Annotated in this window: 18 protein-coding genes; 4 read left to right on the top strand and 14 right to left on the bottom strand. The window is 67.4% G+C overall.

What is annotated here, in order from left to right:
- The first annotated feature begins 57 nt into the window (after window positions 1-57).
- Both L6Q21_RS08880 and L6Q21_RS08885 read left to right on the top strand, forming a co-directional pair.
- Window positions 58-795, top strand: coding sequence for a TetR/AcrR family transcriptional regulator (locus L6Q21_RS08880; protein ID WP_237830386.1), 738 nt, complete (start codon window positions 58-60; stop codon window positions 793-795).
- A 97-nt stretch (window positions 796-892) separates the two neighbouring features.
- Entirely contained in the window at window positions 893-1,744 is an 852-nt protein-coding gene (locus L6Q21_RS08885; protein ID WP_237830387.1) for an HpcH/HpaI aldolase/citrate lyase family protein, read from the top strand.
- Here the strand turns inward: L6Q21_RS08885 and cofC are convergent.
- From cofC to cofE, 3 genes are read right to left on the bottom strand one after another with little or no spacing between them, the layout of a single operon-like run.
- Window positions 1,734-2,315, bottom strand: a complete 582-nt coding sequence (gene cofC, locus L6Q21_RS08890; RefSeq protein ID WP_237830388.1) for a 2-phospho-L-lactate guanylyltransferase — start codon at window positions 2,313-2,315, stop codon at window positions 1,734-1,736. The genes L6Q21_RS08885 and cofC overlap by 11 nt on opposite strands.
- Window positions 2,312-3,241 carry a 2-phospho-L-lactate transferase gene (gene cofD, locus L6Q21_RS08895; RefSeq protein ID WP_237830389.1) on the bottom strand — a complete coding sequence of 310 codons (930 nt, stop codon included), beginning with the start codon at window positions 3,239-3,241 and terminating at the stop codon, window positions 2,312-2,314. Before cofD ends, cofC begins: the two co-directional genes overlap by 4 nt.
- Window positions 3,238-3,990 carry a coenzyme F420-0:L-glutamate ligase gene (gene cofE / locus L6Q21_RS08900; protein WP_237830390.1) on the bottom strand — a complete coding sequence of 251 codons (753 nt, stop codon included), beginning with the start codon at window positions 3,988-3,990 and terminating at the stop codon, window positions 3,238-3,240. Before cofE ends, cofD begins: the two co-directional genes overlap by 4 nt.
- Before the next feature lie 198 nt (window positions 3,991-4,188).
- On the opposite strand from cofE, the gene L6Q21_RS08905 reads away from it, so the two are divergent.
- Together L6Q21_RS08905 and L6Q21_RS08910 are read left to right on the top strand one after the other, a co-directional pair.
- Window positions 4,189-6,282, top strand: a complete 2,094-nt coding sequence (locus L6Q21_RS08905) for a 3-hydroxyacyl-CoA dehydrogenase NAD-binding domain-containing protein (protein ID WP_237830391.1) — start codon at window positions 4,189-4,191, stop codon at window positions 6,280-6,282.
- A gap of 44 nt (window positions 6,283-6,326) precedes the next feature.
- Window positions 6,327-7,487, top strand: coding sequence for an acyl-CoA dehydrogenase family protein (locus tag L6Q21_RS08910; protein ID WP_237830392.1), 1,161 nt, complete (start codon window positions 6,327-6,329; stop codon window positions 7,485-7,487).
- A gap of 225 nt (window positions 7,488-7,712) precedes the next feature.
- On the opposite strand, the gene L6Q21_RS08915 is transcribed toward L6Q21_RS08910, so the two are convergent.
- The 11 genes from L6Q21_RS08915 to L6Q21_RS08965 form a co-directional block, all read right to left on the bottom strand.
- Window positions 7,713-9,407, bottom strand: a complete 1,695-nt coding sequence (locus L6Q21_RS08915) for an acyl-CoA dehydrogenase family protein (protein WP_237830393.1) — start codon at window positions 9,405-9,407, stop codon at window positions 7,713-7,715.
- 1 nt (window position 9,408) lies between these two features.
- Window positions 9,409-10,296: an enoyl-CoA hydratase gene (locus L6Q21_RS08920; RefSeq protein WP_237830394.1), complete on the bottom strand. Its 888-nt coding sequence runs from the start codon at window positions 10,294-10,296 to the stop codon at window positions 9,409-9,411.
- Between the two features lie 67 nt (window positions 10,297-10,363).
- Window positions 10,364-11,614: a CaiB/BaiF CoA transferase family protein gene (locus L6Q21_RS08925; RefSeq protein WP_237830395.1), complete on the bottom strand. Its 1,251-nt coding sequence runs from the start codon at window positions 11,612-11,614 to the stop codon at window positions 10,364-10,366.
- Complete coding sequence (locus L6Q21_RS08930) at window positions 11,611-12,003, bottom strand: c-type cytochrome (RefSeq protein WP_237830396.1); 393 nt, start codon at window positions 12,001-12,003, stop codon at window positions 11,611-11,613. Before L6Q21_RS08930 ends, L6Q21_RS08925 begins: the two co-directional genes overlap by 4 nt.
- A 57-nt stretch (window positions 12,004-12,060) precedes the next feature.
- On the bottom strand, window positions 12,061-13,269 hold the full coding sequence (locus L6Q21_RS08935; protein ID WP_237830397.1) for an acetyl-CoA C-acetyltransferase: 1,209 nt from the start codon (window positions 13,267-13,269) through the stop codon (window positions 12,061-12,063).
- Between the two features lie 17 nt (window positions 13,270-13,286).
- Complete coding sequence (locus L6Q21_RS08940) at window positions 13,287-14,435, bottom strand: acyl-CoA dehydrogenase family protein (RefSeq protein ID WP_237830398.1); 1,149 nt, start codon at window positions 14,433-14,435, stop codon at window positions 13,287-13,289.
- A gap of 141 nt (window positions 14,436-14,576) precedes the next feature.
- Window positions 14,577-15,401, bottom strand: a complete 825-nt coding sequence (locus L6Q21_RS08945; protein WP_237830399.1) for an HTD2 family dehydratase — start codon at window positions 15,399-15,401, stop codon at window positions 14,577-14,579.
- Window positions 15,398-16,609, bottom strand: a complete 1,212-nt coding sequence (locus L6Q21_RS08950) for a CoA transferase (RefSeq protein WP_237830400.1) — start codon at window positions 16,607-16,609, stop codon at window positions 15,398-15,400. Before L6Q21_RS08950 ends, L6Q21_RS08945 begins: the two co-directional genes overlap by 4 nt.
- Complete coding sequence (locus L6Q21_RS08955) at window positions 16,609-17,619, bottom strand: NADP-dependent oxidoreductase (RefSeq protein ID WP_237830401.1); 1,011 nt, start codon at window positions 17,617-17,619, stop codon at window positions 16,609-16,611. Before L6Q21_RS08955 ends, L6Q21_RS08950 begins: the two co-directional genes overlap by 1 nt.
- Before the next feature lie 26 nt (window positions 17,620-17,645).
- Window positions 17,646-18,758 carry an acyl-CoA dehydrogenase family protein gene (locus tag L6Q21_RS08960; RefSeq protein ID WP_237830402.1) on the bottom strand — a complete coding sequence of 371 codons (1,113 nt, stop codon included), beginning with the start codon at window positions 18,756-18,758 and terminating at the stop codon, window positions 17,646-17,648.
- Window positions 18,759-18,764: 6 nt separating this feature from the next.
- Window positions 18,765-19,997: an acyl-CoA dehydrogenase family protein gene (locus L6Q21_RS08965; protein ID WP_237830403.1), complete on the bottom strand. Its 1,233-nt coding sequence runs from the start codon at window positions 19,995-19,997 to the stop codon at window positions 18,765-18,767.
- Between the last annotated feature and the right edge of the window lie 9 nt (window positions 19,998-20,006).

Here is a 20,006-nt window from a genome sequence, read left to right on the forward strand (position 1 = left end):
GGTGGCAATTAAAATTAGTCATATGTAAATTTTTTACGAGGCTGGCATCTGGTCTCTGTGACGGACTTCGTTCATCAGGTGCGCGAGGGGACCGAATGGATGCGTGTCAGGAGCAAATCGAAGGACGGCTATGCGAGCGCGGCGATGGCGGAGCGCCGGCGGCGTATCTTCGAAACGACGCGCGAGCTGATGTCAGAACAGGGGGTCGACGGCTTCAGCGTCAACGAGGTGTGCCGCCGCGCCGGGGTCGCGCGGCAGACGATCTACCAGCGCTATGGCACGCGCGACGATCTGATGGCGGCGGCCATGCTGGACCTTTTCGAGCGTTCGGAAAGCCTGATCCCCTATCACCATCCGCCGGGATCGCTGGAGCGGCTGATCGAGCGGATGGTGGGGATCGGCACGCGCAACCTGGGCATGCGGGGCTATATCGCAGCCCTTACCGCTTTCTATTTCAACCCCGCTTCCAGCCGGGAATTGCGCGCGGCGATGCATGCCATCACCAGCCTGTCGCAAAGGCCCTATGTGGAAAAGCTTGCCGATTCAGGGCTTTTGCAGCCCTGGATGACAGTGGAGCAATTGCTGACCGATCTGGACGCGCAGCGGATGATCGTGGTCAGCCAATGGGTAAACGGGCAATTGCCCGACGAGCGGATGATCGATGCGATGGTGAAGACGCTCCTCACCTATCTGCTTGGCTGTGTGCGGCCTACGGCCCAGCAGGATATCAGCCACACCCTGCTTTGCGTGCACGAGCAGGGGGCCGCCGCCTTCTTGCGATCGTCGAGTGTTTGAGGTGCGATCGAAGGATTTCGAGGCCGGCGCTCTTGCCTTTGCCGCAGGCCTCGATAGCAGGGGCGAATATTTCACTTCCGGGCAAGAAGGACATGTTATGACGGATTTCCGCCCGCGCCGCTCGGTGCTTTATCTTCCCGCCGCCAATGCGCGCGCGATCGAAAAGGCGAGGGGGCTTGCCGCCGATGCGGTGATCCTGGACCTGGAGGATGCCGTGGCGCCTGAGGCCAAGGACAGCGCCCGCGAGGCCGCCGTGGCGGCGATCGCCGCCGGCGGCTGGGGCCGGCGGGAAATGCTGGTGCGGGTGAACAGCCTTGCGACCGCCTGGTCGGAGGCGGATTTCGCAGCGGTCGCGGCTTCGGGCGCCGATGGCGTGGTGGTGCCCAAGGTGGATGGGCCGGAAGATGCGGCGAAGGCGGTGGCGCTGGCCGGCGGCAAGCCGGTGTGGGCGATGATCGAGACGCCGCGCGCGGTGCTGCTGGCGGAAGCGGTGGCGACGACGCCGGGCGTGGCGGCGCTGGTGGCGGGTTTCGCCGATCTGGCGAAGGATCTGCGGGCGAAGCCCGGCCCGGACCGGCTGCCGCTGATCTTCTCCGCCAGCCGCATCCTGCTGGCGGCGCGGATGGCGGGGATTCCGGCCTTCGACGGCGTCTACACCGACATTCGCGATCCCGCCGGGCTGGAGGCCGAGGCGCGGCAGGGGCTGGAACTGGGCTTCGACGGCAAGACCTGCATCCACCCCGACCAGATCGAGGCGGTGAACCGCATCTTCTCGCCAAGCGAGGCGGAAGTGGAGGACGCGCGTGGGCTGATCGCCGCGCATGAGGCCGCCGCCGCCGAGGGCAAGGGGGTCGCCACCTTCAAGGGCAAGCTGGTGGAGGTGCTGCACGTCGCCGAGGCGCGGCGGACGCTGAGCGTTTCCGAGGCGATCGCCGAACTCAGGGGCTGACGGGCTTTCGGAACAGCGGGCTGCCAAGCGACGCGGCGCGCCGGATGTCGTCCGGCGTGTCGATGTCGAGCGCGAAGCCGGAGCGTTTGATGACCAGCGGCTCGCCGGGGTTGCTGGCGCGGTGGCGGGCGAAGCTGTCGGCGCCGAACTGGAAGTCGAACGGCGTATGCGCCGGGATGGCGACGGCGTTGGTGCCGAGGCCGTGCCGGTCCGGCGCGATTGCCCAGTTGCCGGCGTCGGCGGTGATGGCGGCCACATCGGCTTCGCTCAGAAGCGGCAGGTCGGCGTGGACGACGAGGACCGGGGCTTGCGCGAGCGAACGGTGGGCGGCCGCCAGTTCCGGGTTGAGACCGCGCCCGTGGTCGGCGATCCATTCGCCTTGCCAGAAGGCCGGGGGTTGCTGACACAGCAACAGGATGCGGCCGATAGCGGGGCTTTGCTCCAGCACGCGCAGCACATGCGCCAGAAGCTGCTCGCTGAGGCTGGTGCGTTCGTCCGCCGCCAAATCCTCGGCCAGCCGGCTCTTGCGGTCTCCGGCCGGTTTCAGCGGGACGAGCGCCGTCCAGTTCAAGGCGCGACCGAAGCGGCGAGCGCGAGGGCGGCGCGGGCGACCCGCACCCGGTCGTCCAGCGTCTGCATCAGCGTGTCCGTCCGCGCGTACGGCATGTGGATGTCGGCCGGCGGGTCGCGGTCGTCCAGAAGCAGGGCGTCCGCTATTCCCTGATAATGGCGGGCGATGGCCGCGGCGTTCACCTCCAGCCCCAATTCCCGCATCAGCTTGGCGGTCGGGCCTTTCACCGCCTGGCCGCCGGGAATGGGGGAAACGGCGACTATGGGGGCCGACGCCTGCCGGAGCGCCTCGCGGATGGCAGGGATAGCCAGTAACGGATCGACGCTGAGGAAAGGGTTGGATGGCGCGATCAGGATGGCGTCGGTTTCCGGGGAGAGCAGGGCTTCCACCACGCAGGGGGCTGGTCTGGCGGTGGCGGCGCCGGCGAATTCCACGCTGCGCACGACGGGCTGGCAGCGGCGTTCGACGAAGTAGCGCTGGAAATCCAGCCGGCCTTCGTCGGTGACGAGTTGCGTTGCGACTATGTCGTCGCTCATCGGCAGGATGCGGGCGCCGATGCCCCATTTGCGGGCGAAATCGGCGGTGATGGCGGACAGCGACTCTCCGGCGGCGAGCCTTGCCGTTCGGAGGACGTGCAGCGCGAGGTCGCCGTCTCCCAGCGCGAACCAGTCTTCGCCGCCCAGCGAGCGCAGCGCCTCCATGAAGGCCCAGCTTTCGCCCTCCCGCCCCCAGCCCTGCGCGGCGTTGGCCTTGCCGGACAGCGTGTAGAGCAGCGTGTCTATATCGGGCGAGATGGCGAGGCCGAAGTGGCGGAAGTCGTCGGCGCTGTTGACGATGGCGGTGACGTCGGCCGCGGGAAGGGCGTGGATCAGGCCGAGGACGAGCTTGGCGCCGCCGACGCCGCCGGTGAGGACGACGCTCTTCATCGGAACAGATCCTCGGAGAGCGGGCGGATGAGGTCGGCGGCGGGGCGCGCGGGCACCGACCAGTGGAAGCCGCGCACCAGCACCGCCGGGATACCTTCCGCGCCTTCGCCCATGGCGAGGCCGGCGGCGCTGGCGATCATGTCGCCCAGCGCCATCTGCGTTACTTCCAGCGGCCGGCCGTCGCGGTCCGGCTCTCCGCGCCGGTCGAGGAGGCTGGGGAAGCCGCTGGCGCCGACCGCGACATTGGTGGTGCCGTAGCGCCAGGGCCGGCCGAAACTGTCGGAGACGACGACGGCGGGCGGTTCGGGCCAGCGGGCGCCAAGCGCTTCGCGCAGGGCTTCGGCCGAGCGGTCCGGGTCGAGCGGCAGCAACAGGGCCAGGTCGCCTTCCTGGCCGAGGTTGGAGCGGTCGATCCCGGCGTTCGCCATCACATGCCCCGTGCGGTGGCGGGTGATGAGCACATGCGGCGCGGCGCGGACGATGCCGACGCTTTCGTCCAGCACCAGTTGCACCAGCCGTGCGTCCTTTCGCACCTTTTCCGCCAGCTCGACGGCTTCGGCGGTTGGCTGCACGGTGGCGAGGTCGGCGAAGCGGCCTTCCGCCTTGGAGACGATCTTGGAGGTGACGACCAGCACATCGTCGGGCCGGGCGTCCGGCACGGTGGCGGCAAGGGCGTCGGAAAGCGTCGCGCCCAGCGCGCAGCCGGGCAGGATTTCGCCGATGCCGCCGAGCGGGTGGATTCGGATCATGCCGCCCCTATGGCAGCTTGCAGGCCGCCCCTCAACCGCGCGACGCTGGCCTAAAAGTGCAGTTGAGTGCAAAAACTGTTGTCGCTTTTCCGGGCGGGTGATAAGCGGACGGCGAAGACTTGGGAGAGCTCGTGCCGCAGGACCATGGGGCGGACGGGCGGCAATCGCAATCAGCCGAATGGCGCCGAGGAGGATAGCTTGAACGCAACCGGAAACCCCGCAGTAACCTCGGTCGTGACCTGGGCGAACGAGGGCGGCATTGCCGTCGTCACCGTCAACTCGCCGCCGGTGAACGCGCTTTCGGCGGCCGTGCGCGGCGGGCTGAAGCAGGCGTTCGAAGCGGCGGCGGCCGATCCGGCGGTGGAGGCCGTGGTGCTGATCTGCGAAGGGCAGACCTTCATGGCCGGCGCCGACATCAGCGAATTCGGAAAGCCGCCGGTTTCGCCCAGCTTCCGCGAAGTGCAGGACGTGATGGAAGCGACCGGCAAGCCGGTGGTGATGGCGATCCATGGAACGGCGCTGGGCGGCGGGCTGGAGATCGCGCTGGTCGGCAACTATCGCATCGCCGTGCCGTCCGCGAAGCTGGGGCTGCCGGAAGTGAAGCTGGGGCTGCTGCCCGGTGCCGGCGGCACGCAGCGGCTGCCGCGCGTGGTGGGGGTGGAAAAAGCGCTGGCGCTGATCACCAGCGGCGACCAGGTGCCGGCGAAGGAAGCGCTGAAGATCGGGCTGCTGGACGCGCTGGCCGAGGAGGGCCATCTGAAGCGCGACGCGCTGGCCTTCGCGCGCGCGGTGCTGGCCGAAAAGCGGCCGCTGAAGCGGGTGGGCGATCTGGGCGACAAGCTGGCCGAAGTGCGCGGCAAGCCCGAGGTTTTCGCGGAGTTCCGCAAGGCGAACGCCCGCAAGTTCCGGGGCTTTGAGGCGCCGGAAGCGATCATCCGCTGCATCGAGGCGGCGGTTGACCTGCCGCTGGAAGAAGGGCTGGTTTTCGAGCGGGCGCGGTTCGAGGAACTGAAGGTCGGCTCGCAATCGGCGGCGCAGCGGCATTATTTCTTTGCCGAGCGGCAGGCCGCGAAGGTGCCGGACGTGCCCGCCGACACGCCGCTGCGCGACATTCAGACGGTGGGCGTGCTGGGCGCGGGCACCATGGGCACCGGCATCGCCATGTCGTTCCTGAACGGCGGGTTCCGCGTGCGGCTGCTGGAAACCAGCGAGGCGGCGCTGGAGCACGGCACCGGAATCATTCGCAAGACCTATGAAGGCAATGTGGCGCGCGGGCGCATGTCTGATAAGGATTTCGACGGGCGGCTGGCGCAACTGACGCCCACGCTCGATTACGCCGATCTCGCCGACTGCGACCTGATCGTGGAAGCGGTGTTCGAGCAGATGGACATCAAGAAGCAGGTGTTCGCGAAGCTGGACGCGGTGGCGAAGCCCGGCGCCATCCTCGCCACCAACACCTCCTATCTGGACGTGAACGAGATCGCCGCCGCCACGAAGCGGCCGCAGGATGTGATCGGCCTGCACTTCTTCTCGCCCGCGCATATCATGCGGCTGCTGGAAGTGGTGCGGGGCAGCGAGACGGCGAAGGATGTGATCGCCACGTCGATGAAGCTGGCGCGCCGGATCGGCAAGGTGCCGGTGCTGGTGGGTGTGTGCCACGGCTTCGTCGGCAACCGAATCCACCTGCAACGGCAGACGCAGGCCGAGCGGATCGTGCTGGAAGGCGCCACGCCCTGGCAGGTGGACGCCGTGCTGGAAGGCTTCGGCCTGCCCATGGGGCCGTTCCGCATGCGCGACATGGCGGGGAACGACGTGGGCTGGAACCGCGAGACTTCGTCGTCGGCGACGGTGCGGGAAATCCTGAACGAGATGGGCCGGCACGGGCAGAAGAGCGGCGCCGGCTATTATGATTACGATGCCGGCCGCAAGCCGACCCCTTCGGAGATTTCGCTGAAGGTGATCCGCGATTTCGCCGCCGCCAGGGGCATCGCCCAGCGCGAGATTCCCGACGAGGAGATTTTCGAGCGCTGCCTCTATGTGATGGTGAACGAGGGCGCGAAGATCCTGGAAGAGGGCATCGCCAGCCGGGCTTCTGACATCGATGTGGTGTGGGTGACCGGCTATGGCTGGCCTGTCTATCGCGGCGGGCCGATGTTCTGGGGCGAACTTGTGGGGCTCGACCGGATTTCCGCCCGCCTTTCCGAACTGGCCGCTCTCCATGGCGACAGCTTCCAGCCCGCCGCCCTGCTTCAGCGCCTTGCCGCCGAAGGCAAGGGTTTCGCCCAGGCCTAGGGGGTTTCGCCGCCGCCCGACCAAATCCTTTTCCCGGAGCCGACATGAGCGACGAAGACCAGAATTATCCCGAAATCCGCGAATCCATCCGCCGGCTGTGCGCGGATTTCCCGGGCACCTACTGGCAGGCGCTGGACCGCGACCGCGCCTATCCCACGGAATTCGTGCAGACGCTGACGCGCGAGGGTTTCCTGTCCGTGCTGATCCCCGAGGAGTTCGGCGGATCGGGGCTGGGCATTAGCGCGGCGGCGGCGATCCTGGAGGAAATCCACCGCTCCGGCTGTAATGGCGGCGCCTGCCACGCGCAGATGTACACCATGGGCACGGTGCTGAAACATGGTTCTGCCGAACAGAAGGCGCGTTACCTGCCGGGCATCGCCACCGGCGAAATCCGCCTGCAGGCCTTTGGCGTGACCGAGCCGACCAGCGGTACGGACACCACCCGCATCAGCACCTTCGCCCGGCGTGAAGGCGACAAATATATCGTCAACGGCCAGAAGATCTGGATCAGCCGTGCCGAACATTCGGACCTGATGGTGCTGCTGGTGCGGACGACGCCGCGCGACCAGGTGAGCAAGGCGACGCAGGGTATGAGCGTGCTGCTGGTGGACATGCGCGAGGCGGTGGGCAATGGCCTGACGATCCGGCCGATCCGCACCATGCTGAACCATGCCACGACCGAACTGTTCTTCGACGATCTAGAAGTGCCCGCCGAGAATCTGATCGGCGAGGAAGGCAATGGCTTCAAATATATCATCGACGGGATGAACGCCGAGCGGGTGCTGATCGCCTCGGAATCGATCGGCGACGGTCGCTTCTTCATCGACCGCGCCACGGCTTACGCGCGCGACCGTTCGGTGTTCGGCCGCGCCATCGGGCAGAATCAGGGCGTGCAGTTCCCGATCGCCCGGGCTTATGTGCAGGTGTCCGCTGCTGCTGAAATGGTGAACAAGGCGGCGCATATGCTCGAAGCCGGTAAGCCGGCTGGCACTGAAGCCAATATGGCGAAGATGCTGGCGTCGGAAGCGGCCTGGTATGCCGCCGACATGTGTTTGCAGACGCATGGGGGCTTCGGTTTCGCAGAGGAATATGATGTGGAGCGCAAGTTCCGGGAATCGCGCCTGTATCAGGTGGCGCCGATCTCCACGAACCTGATCCTGAGCCATGTGGCGACGCATGTACTGGGGCTGCCGAAAAGCTTCTGACGGGCTGGCGGGGGCTTTCGCCGAAGGCGCATATCGCTTTCACCGCTCGCCCCGGGCTTGACCCGGGGTTGGGCCTCTTCCGCTACCGTATCGCCAACGGAAAAGCGTTGTCCCGGGTCAAGCCCGGGATAACGCTTTGGTTGTGCGTAACTGGAAAACAAAGGGGTGCAGGGGATGTGATCCCCTGCCGGGGTGCAGGGGCGGAGCCCCTGCGTTGGCGAAGCCTCAGTTCCCCTCGTCCAATAGCCGCCGGGCGATCACCTGCGCCTGAATCTCGCCCGCGCCTTCGAAGATGTTCAGGATACGGGCGTCTGCCAGCAGGCGGCTGACCGGATATTCGGTGGCGAAGCCGTTGCCGCCGTGGATCTGCAGGGCGTTGTCGGCGGCGGCCCAGGCGACGCGGGCGGCGACCAGCTTCGCCATTCCGGCTTCCAGATCGCAGCGCTTGTCCTCGTCCTTGCGGCGGGCGGCGAAATAGGTGAGCTGGCGGGCGCCCATGATCTCGGCCGCCATCATCGCCAGCTTGTTGGCGACGCGGGGGAATTCGAAGATCGGGCGGGCGAACTGCCGGCGGTCGAGCGCGTAGGAGAGGCCGACGTCGAGCGCCGCCTGCGCCACGCCGACGGCGCGGGCGGCGGTCTGTATTCGGGCGCTTTCGAAGGTGGCCATCAACTGCTTGAAGCCCTGGCCTTCGACGCCGCCCAGCAGGTTGGCGGCGGGAACGGCGAAGGAGTCGAAGCCGATCTCATATTCCTTCATGCCGCGATAGCCGATCACCTCGATCTCGCCGCCGGTCATGCCTTCGGCGGGGAAGGGCGTGTCCACCGTGCCGCGCGGCTTGGGGGCGATCAGCATGGAGAGGCCGCGATGGTCCGTGGTGTCGGGGTTGGTGCGGACGAGGAGCGTCATCACGTCGGCGCGCGCGGCGTGGGTGATCCAGGTCTTGTTGCCGGAGACAAGATATCGCGCGCCGTCGCGCGTGGCGCGGGTGCGCAGCGCGCCGAGGTCGGAGCCGGTGTCGGGCTCGGTGAAGACGGCGGTGGGGAGAATGGCGCCGCTGGCGATCTCCGGGATCCATTGCCGCTTCTGCTCGGGCGTGCCGCCGCCCAGGATCAGTTCGGCGGCGATTTCCGAGCGGGTGGCGAGCGAGCCGACGCCGATCCAGCCGCGCGAAAGCTCTTCCGAAACGACGCACATCGCCGTCTTGCCCATGCCGAGGCCGCCGAAGGCTTCGGGGATGGTCATGCCGAACACGCCCATTTCGGAAAGCTCGTCGACGAGGTCGATGGGGATCAGCTCGTCCGCCAGATGCCATTGGTGGGCGTGGGGGCGGACCTTTTCGTTCGAAAAGGCGAAGAATTGTTCGCGCACGAGGGTGAGCGTCTCGTCGAGGCCGCTGTCTTCCAGCGTGGCGCGGCCCTGCGCGTCCGCCAGATGCCGGGCGATGGCGGTTTTCACCGCCTGCATGCCGCCGAGCCGGATCAGTTCGCCGAGCGCCGAGGATTGCAGATGCGCGAGCGCGACGGGGTCGTCGGAAAGCTGGTGCGGGCGGATGGTCTCGCCCTGGTTCATCGGGATTCCGCCCCGAAGCTGGGCAGCATATTCCGCGAACAGCAGTTGCGCCAGCAGCGCCTCGATTTCGGTGAGGCGGCCGGCGGTTTCCAGTTCGCGCACCCAGTCCGCCACTTCGCGGAGCAGCTCGGCGTAGCTCGCCACCCAGCCGAAGCCATGCACCAGATGCTGCTCGGCGTCGGCGCGGTTGCGGTCGATCCGGCCGTCGGCGGTGGAGAGGCGGGCGCGGAGTTCGGAACGGACCGCCGCCGACCAGGCCTGCGCCGCGCTGGCGGCTTCGGCCAGGCGGGCGGGAAGGCCGGGGAGAATCAGCTGATCGTCCTGCACTTGCGCCGCTGCCGTTGCCATCTCAGCCTTCCCCCGCTTGCTTCTTGTTCGCGGCGGCCATGGCTTTCGCGTCCAGGCCGCCGACCAGATGCCCGGTGGTCAACTGGTTATGGGCATGGGCCAGATGGTGCATGTGGAACACGCCGTCCATCGCCGTGCGCTTGCCGCGCAGGTCTTCGACGAGATTGACCGCCTGCTTGGTCAGCGCCAGGCCGAAACGCTCGTGCGCGGCGATCTGGCCGGCGATGCGGGCGACTTCGGCGCGAAGCTCGGCGCGCGGGACGACGCGGTTCACCATGCCATATTGATAGGCCCGCTCGGCCGGCATGCGCTCGCCGAGGTAGAGCAGTTCGCGGGCGACGCGCGGCGGCAGCTCGAAGGCGTGGGCGAAATATTCGACGCCCGGCGAGGCCATGCGGACGACCGGATCCTGGAAGAAGGCGTCGTCGGACGCGATGATGAGGTCGCAGACCCAGGCCAGCATCAGCCCGCCGGCGATGCAGCCGCCCTGCACCATGGCGATGGTGGGCTTGGGGATCGCCTGCCAGCGGCGGCAGAGGCCGAGATAGCCGTCCTGCTCCAGCACATATTGCCGCTCGGCGCCGCCCTTGTTGCTGTGATCCCACCAGAGATCCTTGCGCTCGCGTTCGAACTGGCTGTCCTTCTCGGGGGTGCCGATGTCGTGGCCGGCGGAGAAATGCTTGCCCTCGCCGCCCAGCACGATCACCTTCACCTCGTCGTCGTCGACCGCGCGGCGGAAGGCGTCGTCCAGCTGGTTCAGAAGGCGATAGTTCTGCGCGTTGGAATATTGCGGGCGATTGAGCATCACCCAGGCAATTTTGTCCTCCACGCGGTAGGTTACATATTCCGGCGTTTCGGGCGCATCGGTTTGGGTGGCTTCGGTGGCCATGGCTTCAAGTCTCCCTCGAACGAATCGCGGGCGGTAGCCGGTTGTCCGTCCTTGGCCGCCCTATTTTCTAATCTGCACTATTGTGCAAATTTGCTTTCGGGTCAACCAGGGCTCCGCTTTCGACCAGCGTGGAAAGCTCGGCTTCGTCGAGGTTCAGCCATTCCCGAAGCAGTTCCGGGCCTTGCTCGCCGACGCGCGGCGGCTCGTAACGGTAGCTGACGGGTGTCCTCGACAATTTGCCGGGGAAGGCGACGCTCGGGATTTCGGTGCCGTCGGCGCGCCGGAACTGGTGGACGGTGTTACGAGCCTCCACGAAGGGGTCGGCGAAGACCTCGTCGATATTGTTCACAGGGCCGCCGGGCACGCCGCAGACGGCCATCCGCTCCAGAAGCGGGCCGCCTTCGCGGTTCTGCACCAGTTCCTGGACCCTGGCTTCGATTTCCTCGCGGTTGATGAGCCGCGCGCGGCTGGTGGCGAAGCGGGGGTCGGTGCCGAGTTCCGGCACGCCCAGTTCGGTGCACAGCGCCCGGAACTGGCCATCGTTGCCGACGGCGATGACGATGGTGCCGTCCGCCACTTCGAACGTCTTGTAGGGAACCACCGTCGGGTGGCGGTTGCCGAGCCGTCCCGGCACGATGCCGCCGACCAGCCAGCTCATCCCCTGGTTGGCGAGCATGGCGATCTGCGTGTCCAGCAGCGACAGGTCGATCTGCTGGCCTTCGCCGGTGCGCTCGGCGTGGCGCAGCGCCATCAGGATGGAAACGGTGGCGTACATGCCGGTGGACAGGTCGGCCATGGCCACTCCGGCGCGCAGGGGCTGGCCGCCTTCCTCGCCGGTGATGCTCATGAAGCCGCCCATGGCCTGCGCCACGAAATCATAGCCGCCGCGCGCGGCATAGGGGCCGGTCTGGCCGAAGCCGGTGACCGAGCAATAGACGAGGCGCGGGTTGATCGCCTTCAGCGTTTCATAGTCGAGGCCATATTTCTTCAGGCCGCCGACCTTGAAATTCTCCACCAATATGTCGGCCTCGGCCGCGAGGCGGCGGATGACCGCCGCGCCTTCGGGGTTCGAGAGATCGATCGCCGCCGAGCGCTTGTTGCGGTTGCAGGCGAGATAATAGGCGCTCGTCCCGATCTCGTCCCCGCCGTCCACCTGCAGATAGGGCGGCCCCCAGGCGCGGGTGTCGTCGCCCTTGCCGGGCACTTCCACCTTCAGCACATCGGCGCCGAAGTCGGCGAGGATCTGGGTGCACCATGGCCCGGCCAGCACGCGGGAAAGGTCGAGAACGCGAATACCGTCGAGCGCACCCATGCTCATTTCGTCGGAGCTTTCATATAGGCGATGAGATTGGCGCGATCCTCGGGCTTGGGAACGCCGACGAACGCCATGCGGTTGCCGGGAATCTGCTTCATCGGCTTTTCGAGGAAGGCGTCGAGCGTCGCCGGATCCCAGGTGAGGCCGGCCTTCTTCATCGCCGGGGAATAGTTGAAGCCGGGAACGGTCGCCGATTTGCGGCCGACGATTCCGTTCAGCGACGGGCCGATCTTGTTCACGCCGGGCTTCATGTCGTGACAGGCCACGCAGCGGTTATAGACCGCCTTGCCCTTCAACGGGTCGCCGGCCGTCTGCGCCGATGCGGCACCCGCCAGCGCCAGGGACGCCACGCCCAGCAGCTTCAGGCCAGCGGGCACGAAGCGGATATTCATTGCTTTCCTCTCCTCTTCCATGCCCCGCTTATTGGTCCGTGCCGATGAACACAGGCTTCACGCCCGCTCGAACACGGCGGCCAGCCCCTGGCCGCCGCCAATGCACATGGTTTCAAGGCCATAGCGGCCGCCGCGCCGATGCAGCTCGCGCGTGAGATTGGCGAGAATCCGCCCGCCGGTGGCGCCGATCGGGTGGCCCAGCGAAATGCCCGAGCCGTTCACGTTCAGAATGTCGTGGCGGCCGTCGTCGTCCGACCAGCCCCAGCCCTTCAGCACCGCCAGCACCTGCGGCGCGAAGGCCTCGTTCAGCTCGACGAGGTCGATGTCGTTCCAGCCGAGGCCGTAGCGGGCGAAGAGCTTCTCCACCGCCGGCACCGGGCCGATTCCCATGCGCGACGGCTCGCAGCCGGCGGCGGCCCAGCTGTGCAGCCAGGCGGTGGGCTGAAGGCCCAGTTCTTCGAGCTTGTCCTCGGCGACGACGAAGCAGGCGGCCGCCGCGTCATTCTGCTGGCTGGCGTTGCCGGCGGTGACCACGCCGCCCTTTTCGAGCGGCTTCAGCGCCGCCAGCGATTCCGCCGTGGCGTCGGCGCGGATGCCTTCGTCCCTGGCGAACAGCAGCGGGTCGCCCCGGCGCTGCGGCACGGCGACGGGCACCAGCTCGTCGTCGAACTTGCCGGCGGCCCAGGCGGCGGCGGCGCGCTGGTGGCTGCGGGCGGCGTAGGCGTCGCTCGCCTCGCGGCTGATGTTCCAGTCGGTCGCCAGATTGTTCGCGGTTTCGATCATGCCGGTGATGACGCCGAAGCGCGAAACCGGCTGCGACATGACGCGGCCGCGCGTCAGCCGGTCGTGCAGCGTCGTCGAGCCGGAGCGGGCGCCGGCCCTGTGGTCGATCGAATAATATTCGACGTTCGACATGCTTTCGACGCCGCCGGCGACCACCAGATCGGCGGCGCCCGTCTGCACCTGCATCGCCGCGTCGATGATCGCCTGCAGGCCGGAGCCGCAGCGGCGGTCGAGCTGCATGCCGGGAATGCCGATCGGGAATCCGGCCGCCAGCGCCGACCAGCGGCCGATGCAGGGCGCCTCGCCATTGCCATAGCCCTGGGCGAAGACGACATCGTCGATCCGCTCCGGATCGACTCCGGTGCGCTCGACCAGGGCCTTCAGCACCACGGCGCCGAGATCGCCGGCCTGCAGCGGGGCGAGCGAGCCCTGGAACTTGCCGACGGCGGTGCGGATGGGCGAAACGATAGCGGCGCGGCGCATCTGGTCTGTCTCCCGGTTCAGGCTTGGGCGCGGCGGATCATCTGCTTGGCGATGATCGTCTGCTGGATCTGGGTGGTGCCTTCGTAGATGCGCAGCAGCCGCACATCGCGGTAGAAGCGCTCCACCTTATATTCGGCCATGTAGCCGGCGCCGCCGTAGATCTGCACGGCGCGGTCGGCGATGCGGCCGACGGCTTCCGAAGCGTGCAGCTTCAGCGCCGAGCATTCGAGGCTGACGGACTCGCCGGCATCGTAGCGGGCGGCGACCGACTTCAGCAGCGCCTCGATGGTGAGGAGGTCCACCTGGCTGTCGGCCAGCATCGCCTGCACCAGCTGGAAACTGGCGATCGTCTGGCCGAACTGCTTGCGGTCTACAGCATAGGCGAGGCTCATCTCGACGAGGCGGCGGGCCATGCCGAGCGAGACGGCGGCGATGTGGATGCGGCCGCGGTCCAGCACCTTCATCGCCGTCTTGAAACCGCGTCCGGGGACGCCGCCGATGATGTTGGCGGCGGGCACCACCACATCGTCCAGGATGACGTCGCAGGTGATGGAGCCTTTCTGCCCCATCTTCTTGTCGTTCTTGCCGAAGCTGATGCCCGGTGTATCGGCGGGGACGATGAAGGCGGAGATGCCGTTGGCGCCCGCCACATCGGCTTCGCTGCGGGCCATCAGCGTGAAGAAGGTGGCGCGCGGGGCGTTGGTGATGTAGCGCTTGGTGCCGGTGATGCGGTAATTGTCGCCGTCCTTCACGGCGCGGGTGCGCAGCGAGGCGGCGTCCGAGCCGGATTCGGGCTCGGTCAGGCCGAAGCTGGCGATGGCTTCGCCCGCCGCGATCTTCGGCAGCCATTCGTTCTTCTGCGCCTCGGTGCCGTCGATGACGATGCCCTGGCTGCCGATGCCGACGGTGGTGCCGATCAGCGAACGATAGACGACGGAAGCGCGGGTCAGCTCGCTGATGATCGCGGCTTCTTCCGCCATGGTGCAGCCGATGCCGCCATAGCTTTCCGGGACCGACAGGCCGAACAGGCCCATTTCCCGGATTTCATTGACGATCTCGGCCGGGATGGCGTCGTCTTCCTCGACCCTGTCCTCGGCTGGAATCAGCCTTTCGTCGACGAAGCGGCGAACGCTTTCCACGAACAGTCCAAAGGTCTCGGCGTCCATCCCATTCTCCCCAGGCCGGTTGTCAGGCCCGGCCTTCTAGCGAAGGCCCTGCTGTGCCGACAGTCCTCTCAATCGACAGCAGGGCTGTAACCCGCGCCTTCCCATGGCGTCAATAAAAATGCACCTATGGGTAATATTCGCTTATGGATAATATTCGAAGGTGGCGGCCATGGCGGTGGCGCCATCCGCGCGGATGGCCTCCACGCCTTCCGCCGATTTGCGCAGGCGCACGGGCTGGCCGGCGAAGATCGGTGCCTGCGCGCGGAAGGTGAAGCGGCTGAGCCGGCCGGCCTCGCGGGCGAGGCCGAACAGCCGGGCCGCCGTGAACGGCCCGTGCACCACCAGGCCGGGATATTGTTCCTCGCCGGTGGCGTAGGGCAGGTCGTAATGGATGCGGTGGCTGTTGAAGGTGACGGCCGAGAAGCGGAAGAGGTGGACCGCGTTCGGTTGCCAGAGGATGTCGGCATCGCGGCCGATGCCTTCGGCCGCGATGACGGGCGGGGTGGTGGCGCCGGCCTCGCGGTAGACGATGGTCTGGCGCTCGACGATGCGGTTCATGCCCTGCTGGGCGATCGCATGCTCCACCTCGACGAGGATCAGTTCGCCGCTGCGGCCGGATTTGTGCGTGACATCGAGGATGCGCGACTGGCGAGTCGCCTCCTCGCCGGGAATGAGGTCGGCTTCGAAGCGCAGCTCTCCGGCGGCGAACATGCGGCGCGGCAGGCTGACGGGCGGCAGGAAGCCGCCGCGCTTCGGGTGGCCGTCCGGGCCGATGCCGTCATCTTCGGCCACCGGCAGGAAACAGCCCCAATGGCCGAGCGAAGGGAAGTGCGACTGCACGTCGAGCGGCTCGCCGATGGCGGCGGCGAAGCGGCGGAGCGCTTCCGGGTCCAGACGTTCGCTGCGGCTTTCGCTGCGGCCGGTCCAGCTTTGCCAATGGGCGATGTCGTCCGCGGCCAATGTCATTTCACGATTCCTTCGTCGTGCAGCCGGCCGATGGCGCCGCTGTCGAGACCCAGAAGCTCGGCCAGAACCTCGTCCGTGTGCTGGCCGAGGCGCGGGGCGGGCTTCAGGTCGGTGCGGTTTTCGCCGAACAGGGTGCCGGCCGGGCCGGAAGCCGGGTAGGTGAGGCCGCTGGGGTGTGTCAGTGTCTGGAACTGCGGGTTGTCGCGGAACAGGCGCGGGTCGTTTTCCACCGCTTCCTTCAGGCTCCGGTAGCGGCCCCAGGTCACGCCGCCGGCGTCGAACAGCGGGCCGAGATCGGCGGCTGTGCGGGTGGCGAAGGCCGCTTCGAACAGCGGGAACAGGCGGGCGCGGTGCGAGAAGCGGGCGCCTTCGTCGCGGGCGAAATCGACGCCCAGTTCGGCTTCGAGGCCCTTCACGCCTTCGCCGATTCCCAGCACCTCTATCACCCCGCTCCACTGGCGCGGGGTGATGGCGACGACGATCAGGCGGTTGCCGTCCGCCAGCAGAAAGTCGCGGCCGAAGGCGCCGTAGAGATCGTTGCCGATGCGCGGGCGGTCGCCCAGGAACATGGCCTCCGCCACCTGCCCCAGATGCCCGAGCGAGGTGGAGGCGAGGTCGGAGAGCGGCACGCGCACTTCCGCGCCTTCGCCGCTGCGCTGCCGGCGCAGGATCGCCGAAACCAGAGCGAAGGCGGCATAGGCGCCGCCCAGCAGATCCCAGGCGGGGAGCACATGGTTCACCGGGCGCGGATCGTCGGCCGGGCCGGTCATCATCGGCACGCCGACGGCGGCGTTCACCGTATAGTCGACGGCGGGTGAGCCGTCGGCCCAGCCCATGATGCGGCAGGAAATGAGGTCGGCCCGGCGCCCGGCCAGCGACTTGTGCGCGAGCCAGCCCTTCACCGGCTGGTTGGTGAGGAAGAGGCCGGCCTGCTCGCCCGGCGCGGTGATGATCGCGACGGCCAGTTCCCGGCCTTCCGGTTTGGAAAGGTCTATCGCAACCGACTTCTTGCCCTTGTTCAACCCTTCCCAATAGAGGCTGTCGTTGCTGTCCGGCGCCAGCGGCCAGCGGCGGTAATCCGGGCCGCCGGCGATGGCATCGAAACGGATCACCTCCGCCCCCATTTGCGCCAGATGCAGGCCGGCCGACGGCCCCGCCACGAAGGCGGCGCCTTCCACCACGCGAAAACCGCTCAACAATCCGTACATCAGAGCCTCACCAGCGAACGGCCGAGATTCTCGCCCTTGAACAGGCCGTGGAAGGCGTCGAGCGCGTGGCCGATTCCTTCCTGCACGCTGTTCACTTCCTTCAGCAGCCCGGCCTTGTGCCAGGCGGTCATGTCGGCGACCAGATGCGGTTCGAGATCGAGATGGTCCGACATGATGAAGCCCTTCAGCGTCAGCTTCTTCACCATGATCTGGGTGAGGTTGCGCGGCACTGTCGGCTTGTCGGTGACATTATATTGCGAGATCATGCCGCAGATGGCGAAACGCGCGTGCGGGTTGGCGACGGCGAGCGCCGCTTGCAGATGGTCGCCGCCGACATTGTCGAAATAAAGGTCGATACCGTCCGCGCCGAGCGCCTTCACCTCGCGGGCCAGCGCCTTCGTCAGGCTGGGTTCCTCGCGATAGTCGATGACGCCGTCGAGGCCGAGGGTGTCGCGCAGGAACGCCGCCTTGCGGGCGCCACCGGCCGAGCCGATGACCTTATGGCCCTTCAGCCTGGCGATCTGTGCCACCAGCGAACCGACGCCGCCGGCCGCCGCCGAAACGAACACCACGTCACCCGGCTTCAGGCCGCCGATGCGCAGCAGGCCGGCATAGGCTGTGAGGCCGGTGGAGCCGGCATAGCCGAGCCAGGCTTCGGACGGCAGGTCGCCCCTGGGGCGCTTGCGCAGCGCCGAGGCGGGGGCGGTGAAGGCTTCGCGCCAGCCGAGGCGGGAGAAGACCAGATCGCCGGGGGCGAAATCCGGGTCATTCGAGGATTCCACTTCGCCGATCGCCGGCCCTTCCATGGCGGCGTCGAGGCGGAAGGGGGGGACATAGCTTTTGGCGTCGCTCATGCGGCCGCGCATCGCCGGGTCCACCGCCATCCATTTGTTGCGGACGCGGACTTCGCCCGGGCCGGGTTCCGGCACGTCTACCAGCATTTCGGCAAAGTCTTCCGCAACCGGCTCGCCCACCGGGCGCCGCTTCAGATGGATTTCCCGCGACTGCATGTCTCTCCCCTCGATTGTCCGGCGGTTCAGAAGCCGCGCAGGCGGCCCCAACGCTCCCGGTGATAGGCGGCGTTGCCGAGCAACTGGTCGGCGACGCGCGCGCGTTTCAGATAGAGGCCGGCGTCATGCTCGTGCGTCATGCCGATGCCGCCGTGCATTTGCACCATCTCGTTGGAAATGGCGTTCAGGATTTCCCCCGCCAGCGCCTTGGCGGCCGACGCCTTCGCCGGAAGGTCCGCGTCCTGCGCGTCGATTGCTGCAAGCGCCGATTCGACGGCGGAGCGCAGCAACTCAAGTTCCTGGAACATGCAGGCCGCGCGGTGCTGCAGCGCCTGGAAGGAGCCGATCAGCCGATCGAACTGCACGCGGACCTTCAGATATTCCAGCGTGGTTTCAAAAGCCTGTGTCGCGGAGCCCAGCATTTCGGCGGCAAGGCCGACGCGGGCGCAATCCAGCACATGCTCGAGGATTTGCGCAGCATTTTCCGGGCCTGCCAGCAGACCCTGCGCTTCGATCGCCACACCGTCCAGTTCGAGGATCGCCGGCGCGCGCGCGTCGATCTGCGCCAGCGCGCGGCGCGAAAGTCCGGGGCTGTCCGCCGGAAGCAGGAACAGCGTGGTTCCCTTTTCGGTTTCCGCCGAAAGGATGAAGAGGTGCGCCAGCATGCCGTCCGGCACCGGGCCGACGCGGCCGGACAGCCGCCAGCCGTCACTTTCGATGCTTGCCGTGATCGAGGGGGTGTTCGGAACCGGGAAGCCGCCATGGGGGGTCGCCAGCGCGGCGATCACCGAGCCGTCGGCGATTCCGGGAAGCCAGCGCGCCTGCTGCGCCTCGGTGCCGGCCTTCAGCGCGGTGGCCGCCACCAGCGCCGAACTCCAGAGCGCGGACGGCAGCAGCGTGCGGCCAAGCTGCTCCAGCAGCAGGCCGAGGCTGAGGGCGCCGAAATCGGAGCCGCCATGGCTTTCGGGGATGAGGATGCCAGTCCAGCCCATGGATGCCATTTCGGCGTAGATGTCGGGGTTCTGGCCGACGCTTTCGCCATCATAGAGTTGGCGCAGGACGGTGACGGACGCGCGGTCGCGCGCCCATTCCACGCCCATGTTGCGCAGCATGATCTGTTCTTCGCTCAGCACGGCCATCTGCGGTTATCCCTGATCCGGAAGGCCAAGCACGCGCTTGGACGTGATGTTGTTCTGCACTTCGTAGCTGCCGCCGTAGATGGAGAAGGCCTTGCTGTGCAGCCAGGCGCGGGTCGCTTCCAGTTCGGCGAACGCATAGCCTTCGCCTTCCCAGCCGAGGCCGCGCCAGCCCAGAAGCTCGATCAGCAGTTCCGAGCGTTCCTGCGCCACGCCGGAGCCGAGATTCTTGATCGCCGAAATGGGAATCGGGCCGGCCTGCTGCGCGGCGGCGTCCGCCGCATGGCGCTTCAGCGTGAGATTATAGGCTTCGCTGCGCAGCGCGTTGCGGATCAGCCGGCCGCGAAGGTCGGGATCGGCGATTCGGCCTTCGGCATCGGCCCCCACATATTCGCGCGCCAGCGGCGCCAGGCTCGGCGCTTCGCCGCGCCCTTCCGTCAGGCCGCCGCGCTCGAAGGTGAGGAGGCGCTTGGCGATGCTCCAGCCCTGGTTGACCTCGCCCACCAGATTGGCCTTGGGCACCTTCACGTCGCTCAGGAACACTTCCGAGAAATGGGTGGAGCCGCTGATGAGGACGATCGGCCGGGCTTCGACGCCGGGCGACTTCATGTCGATCAGCAGGAAGCTGATTCCGCCCTGCTTGCGGCTGTTGTCCGTGCGGACGAGGCAGAAGCACCAGTCGGCCTGGTCGCCGCCCGACGTCCAGATCTTCTGGCCGTTCACCAGGAAATGGTCGCCCAGATCCTCGGCGCGGGTTTTCAGCGAGGCGAGGTCGGAGCCGGCGCCCGGCTCGGAGAAGCCCTGGCACCAGCGGCGTTCGTGCGAGGCGATGAAGGGCAGATGCTGCAGCTTCTGCTCCTCCGTGCCATATTCCATCAGCGTCGGCCCCAGCATCATCGTGCCGTTGGAGCGCATCGGGTTGAACGCGCCCGCCGCCGCCAGTTCCAGGCGAATGATATCTGCCTGCTCGGCCGTCAGGCCGGCGCCGCCATATCGCCTCGGCCAATGCGGCATTCCCAAGCCGGCGGCCGCAACGCGCTCGCGCCAGAGCTCAAAATCCGCGTCTGCCGCGGCCGCATCGGCGTCATTCTGGAAAATGAGTGGATTGCACCCCTTGAGCTGCGGCGGAAAGTTCGCCGCGATCCACTCGGCCGCCTGCGCGCGAAAGGCAGTGGGGTCGTCCGACCATATTTGCTCGCGCTGCTCAACAGTTTTTGCGTGCGCCAAAAACCAGCCCCTCATCCCTTTGCA

Origin of the sequence: Sandaracinobacteroides sayramensis (genome assembly GCF_022014495.1) — a bacterium.
Lineage (GTDB): Bacteria > Pseudomonadota > Alphaproteobacteria > Sphingomonadales > Sphingomonadaceae > Sandaracinobacteroides > Sandaracinobacteroides sayramense.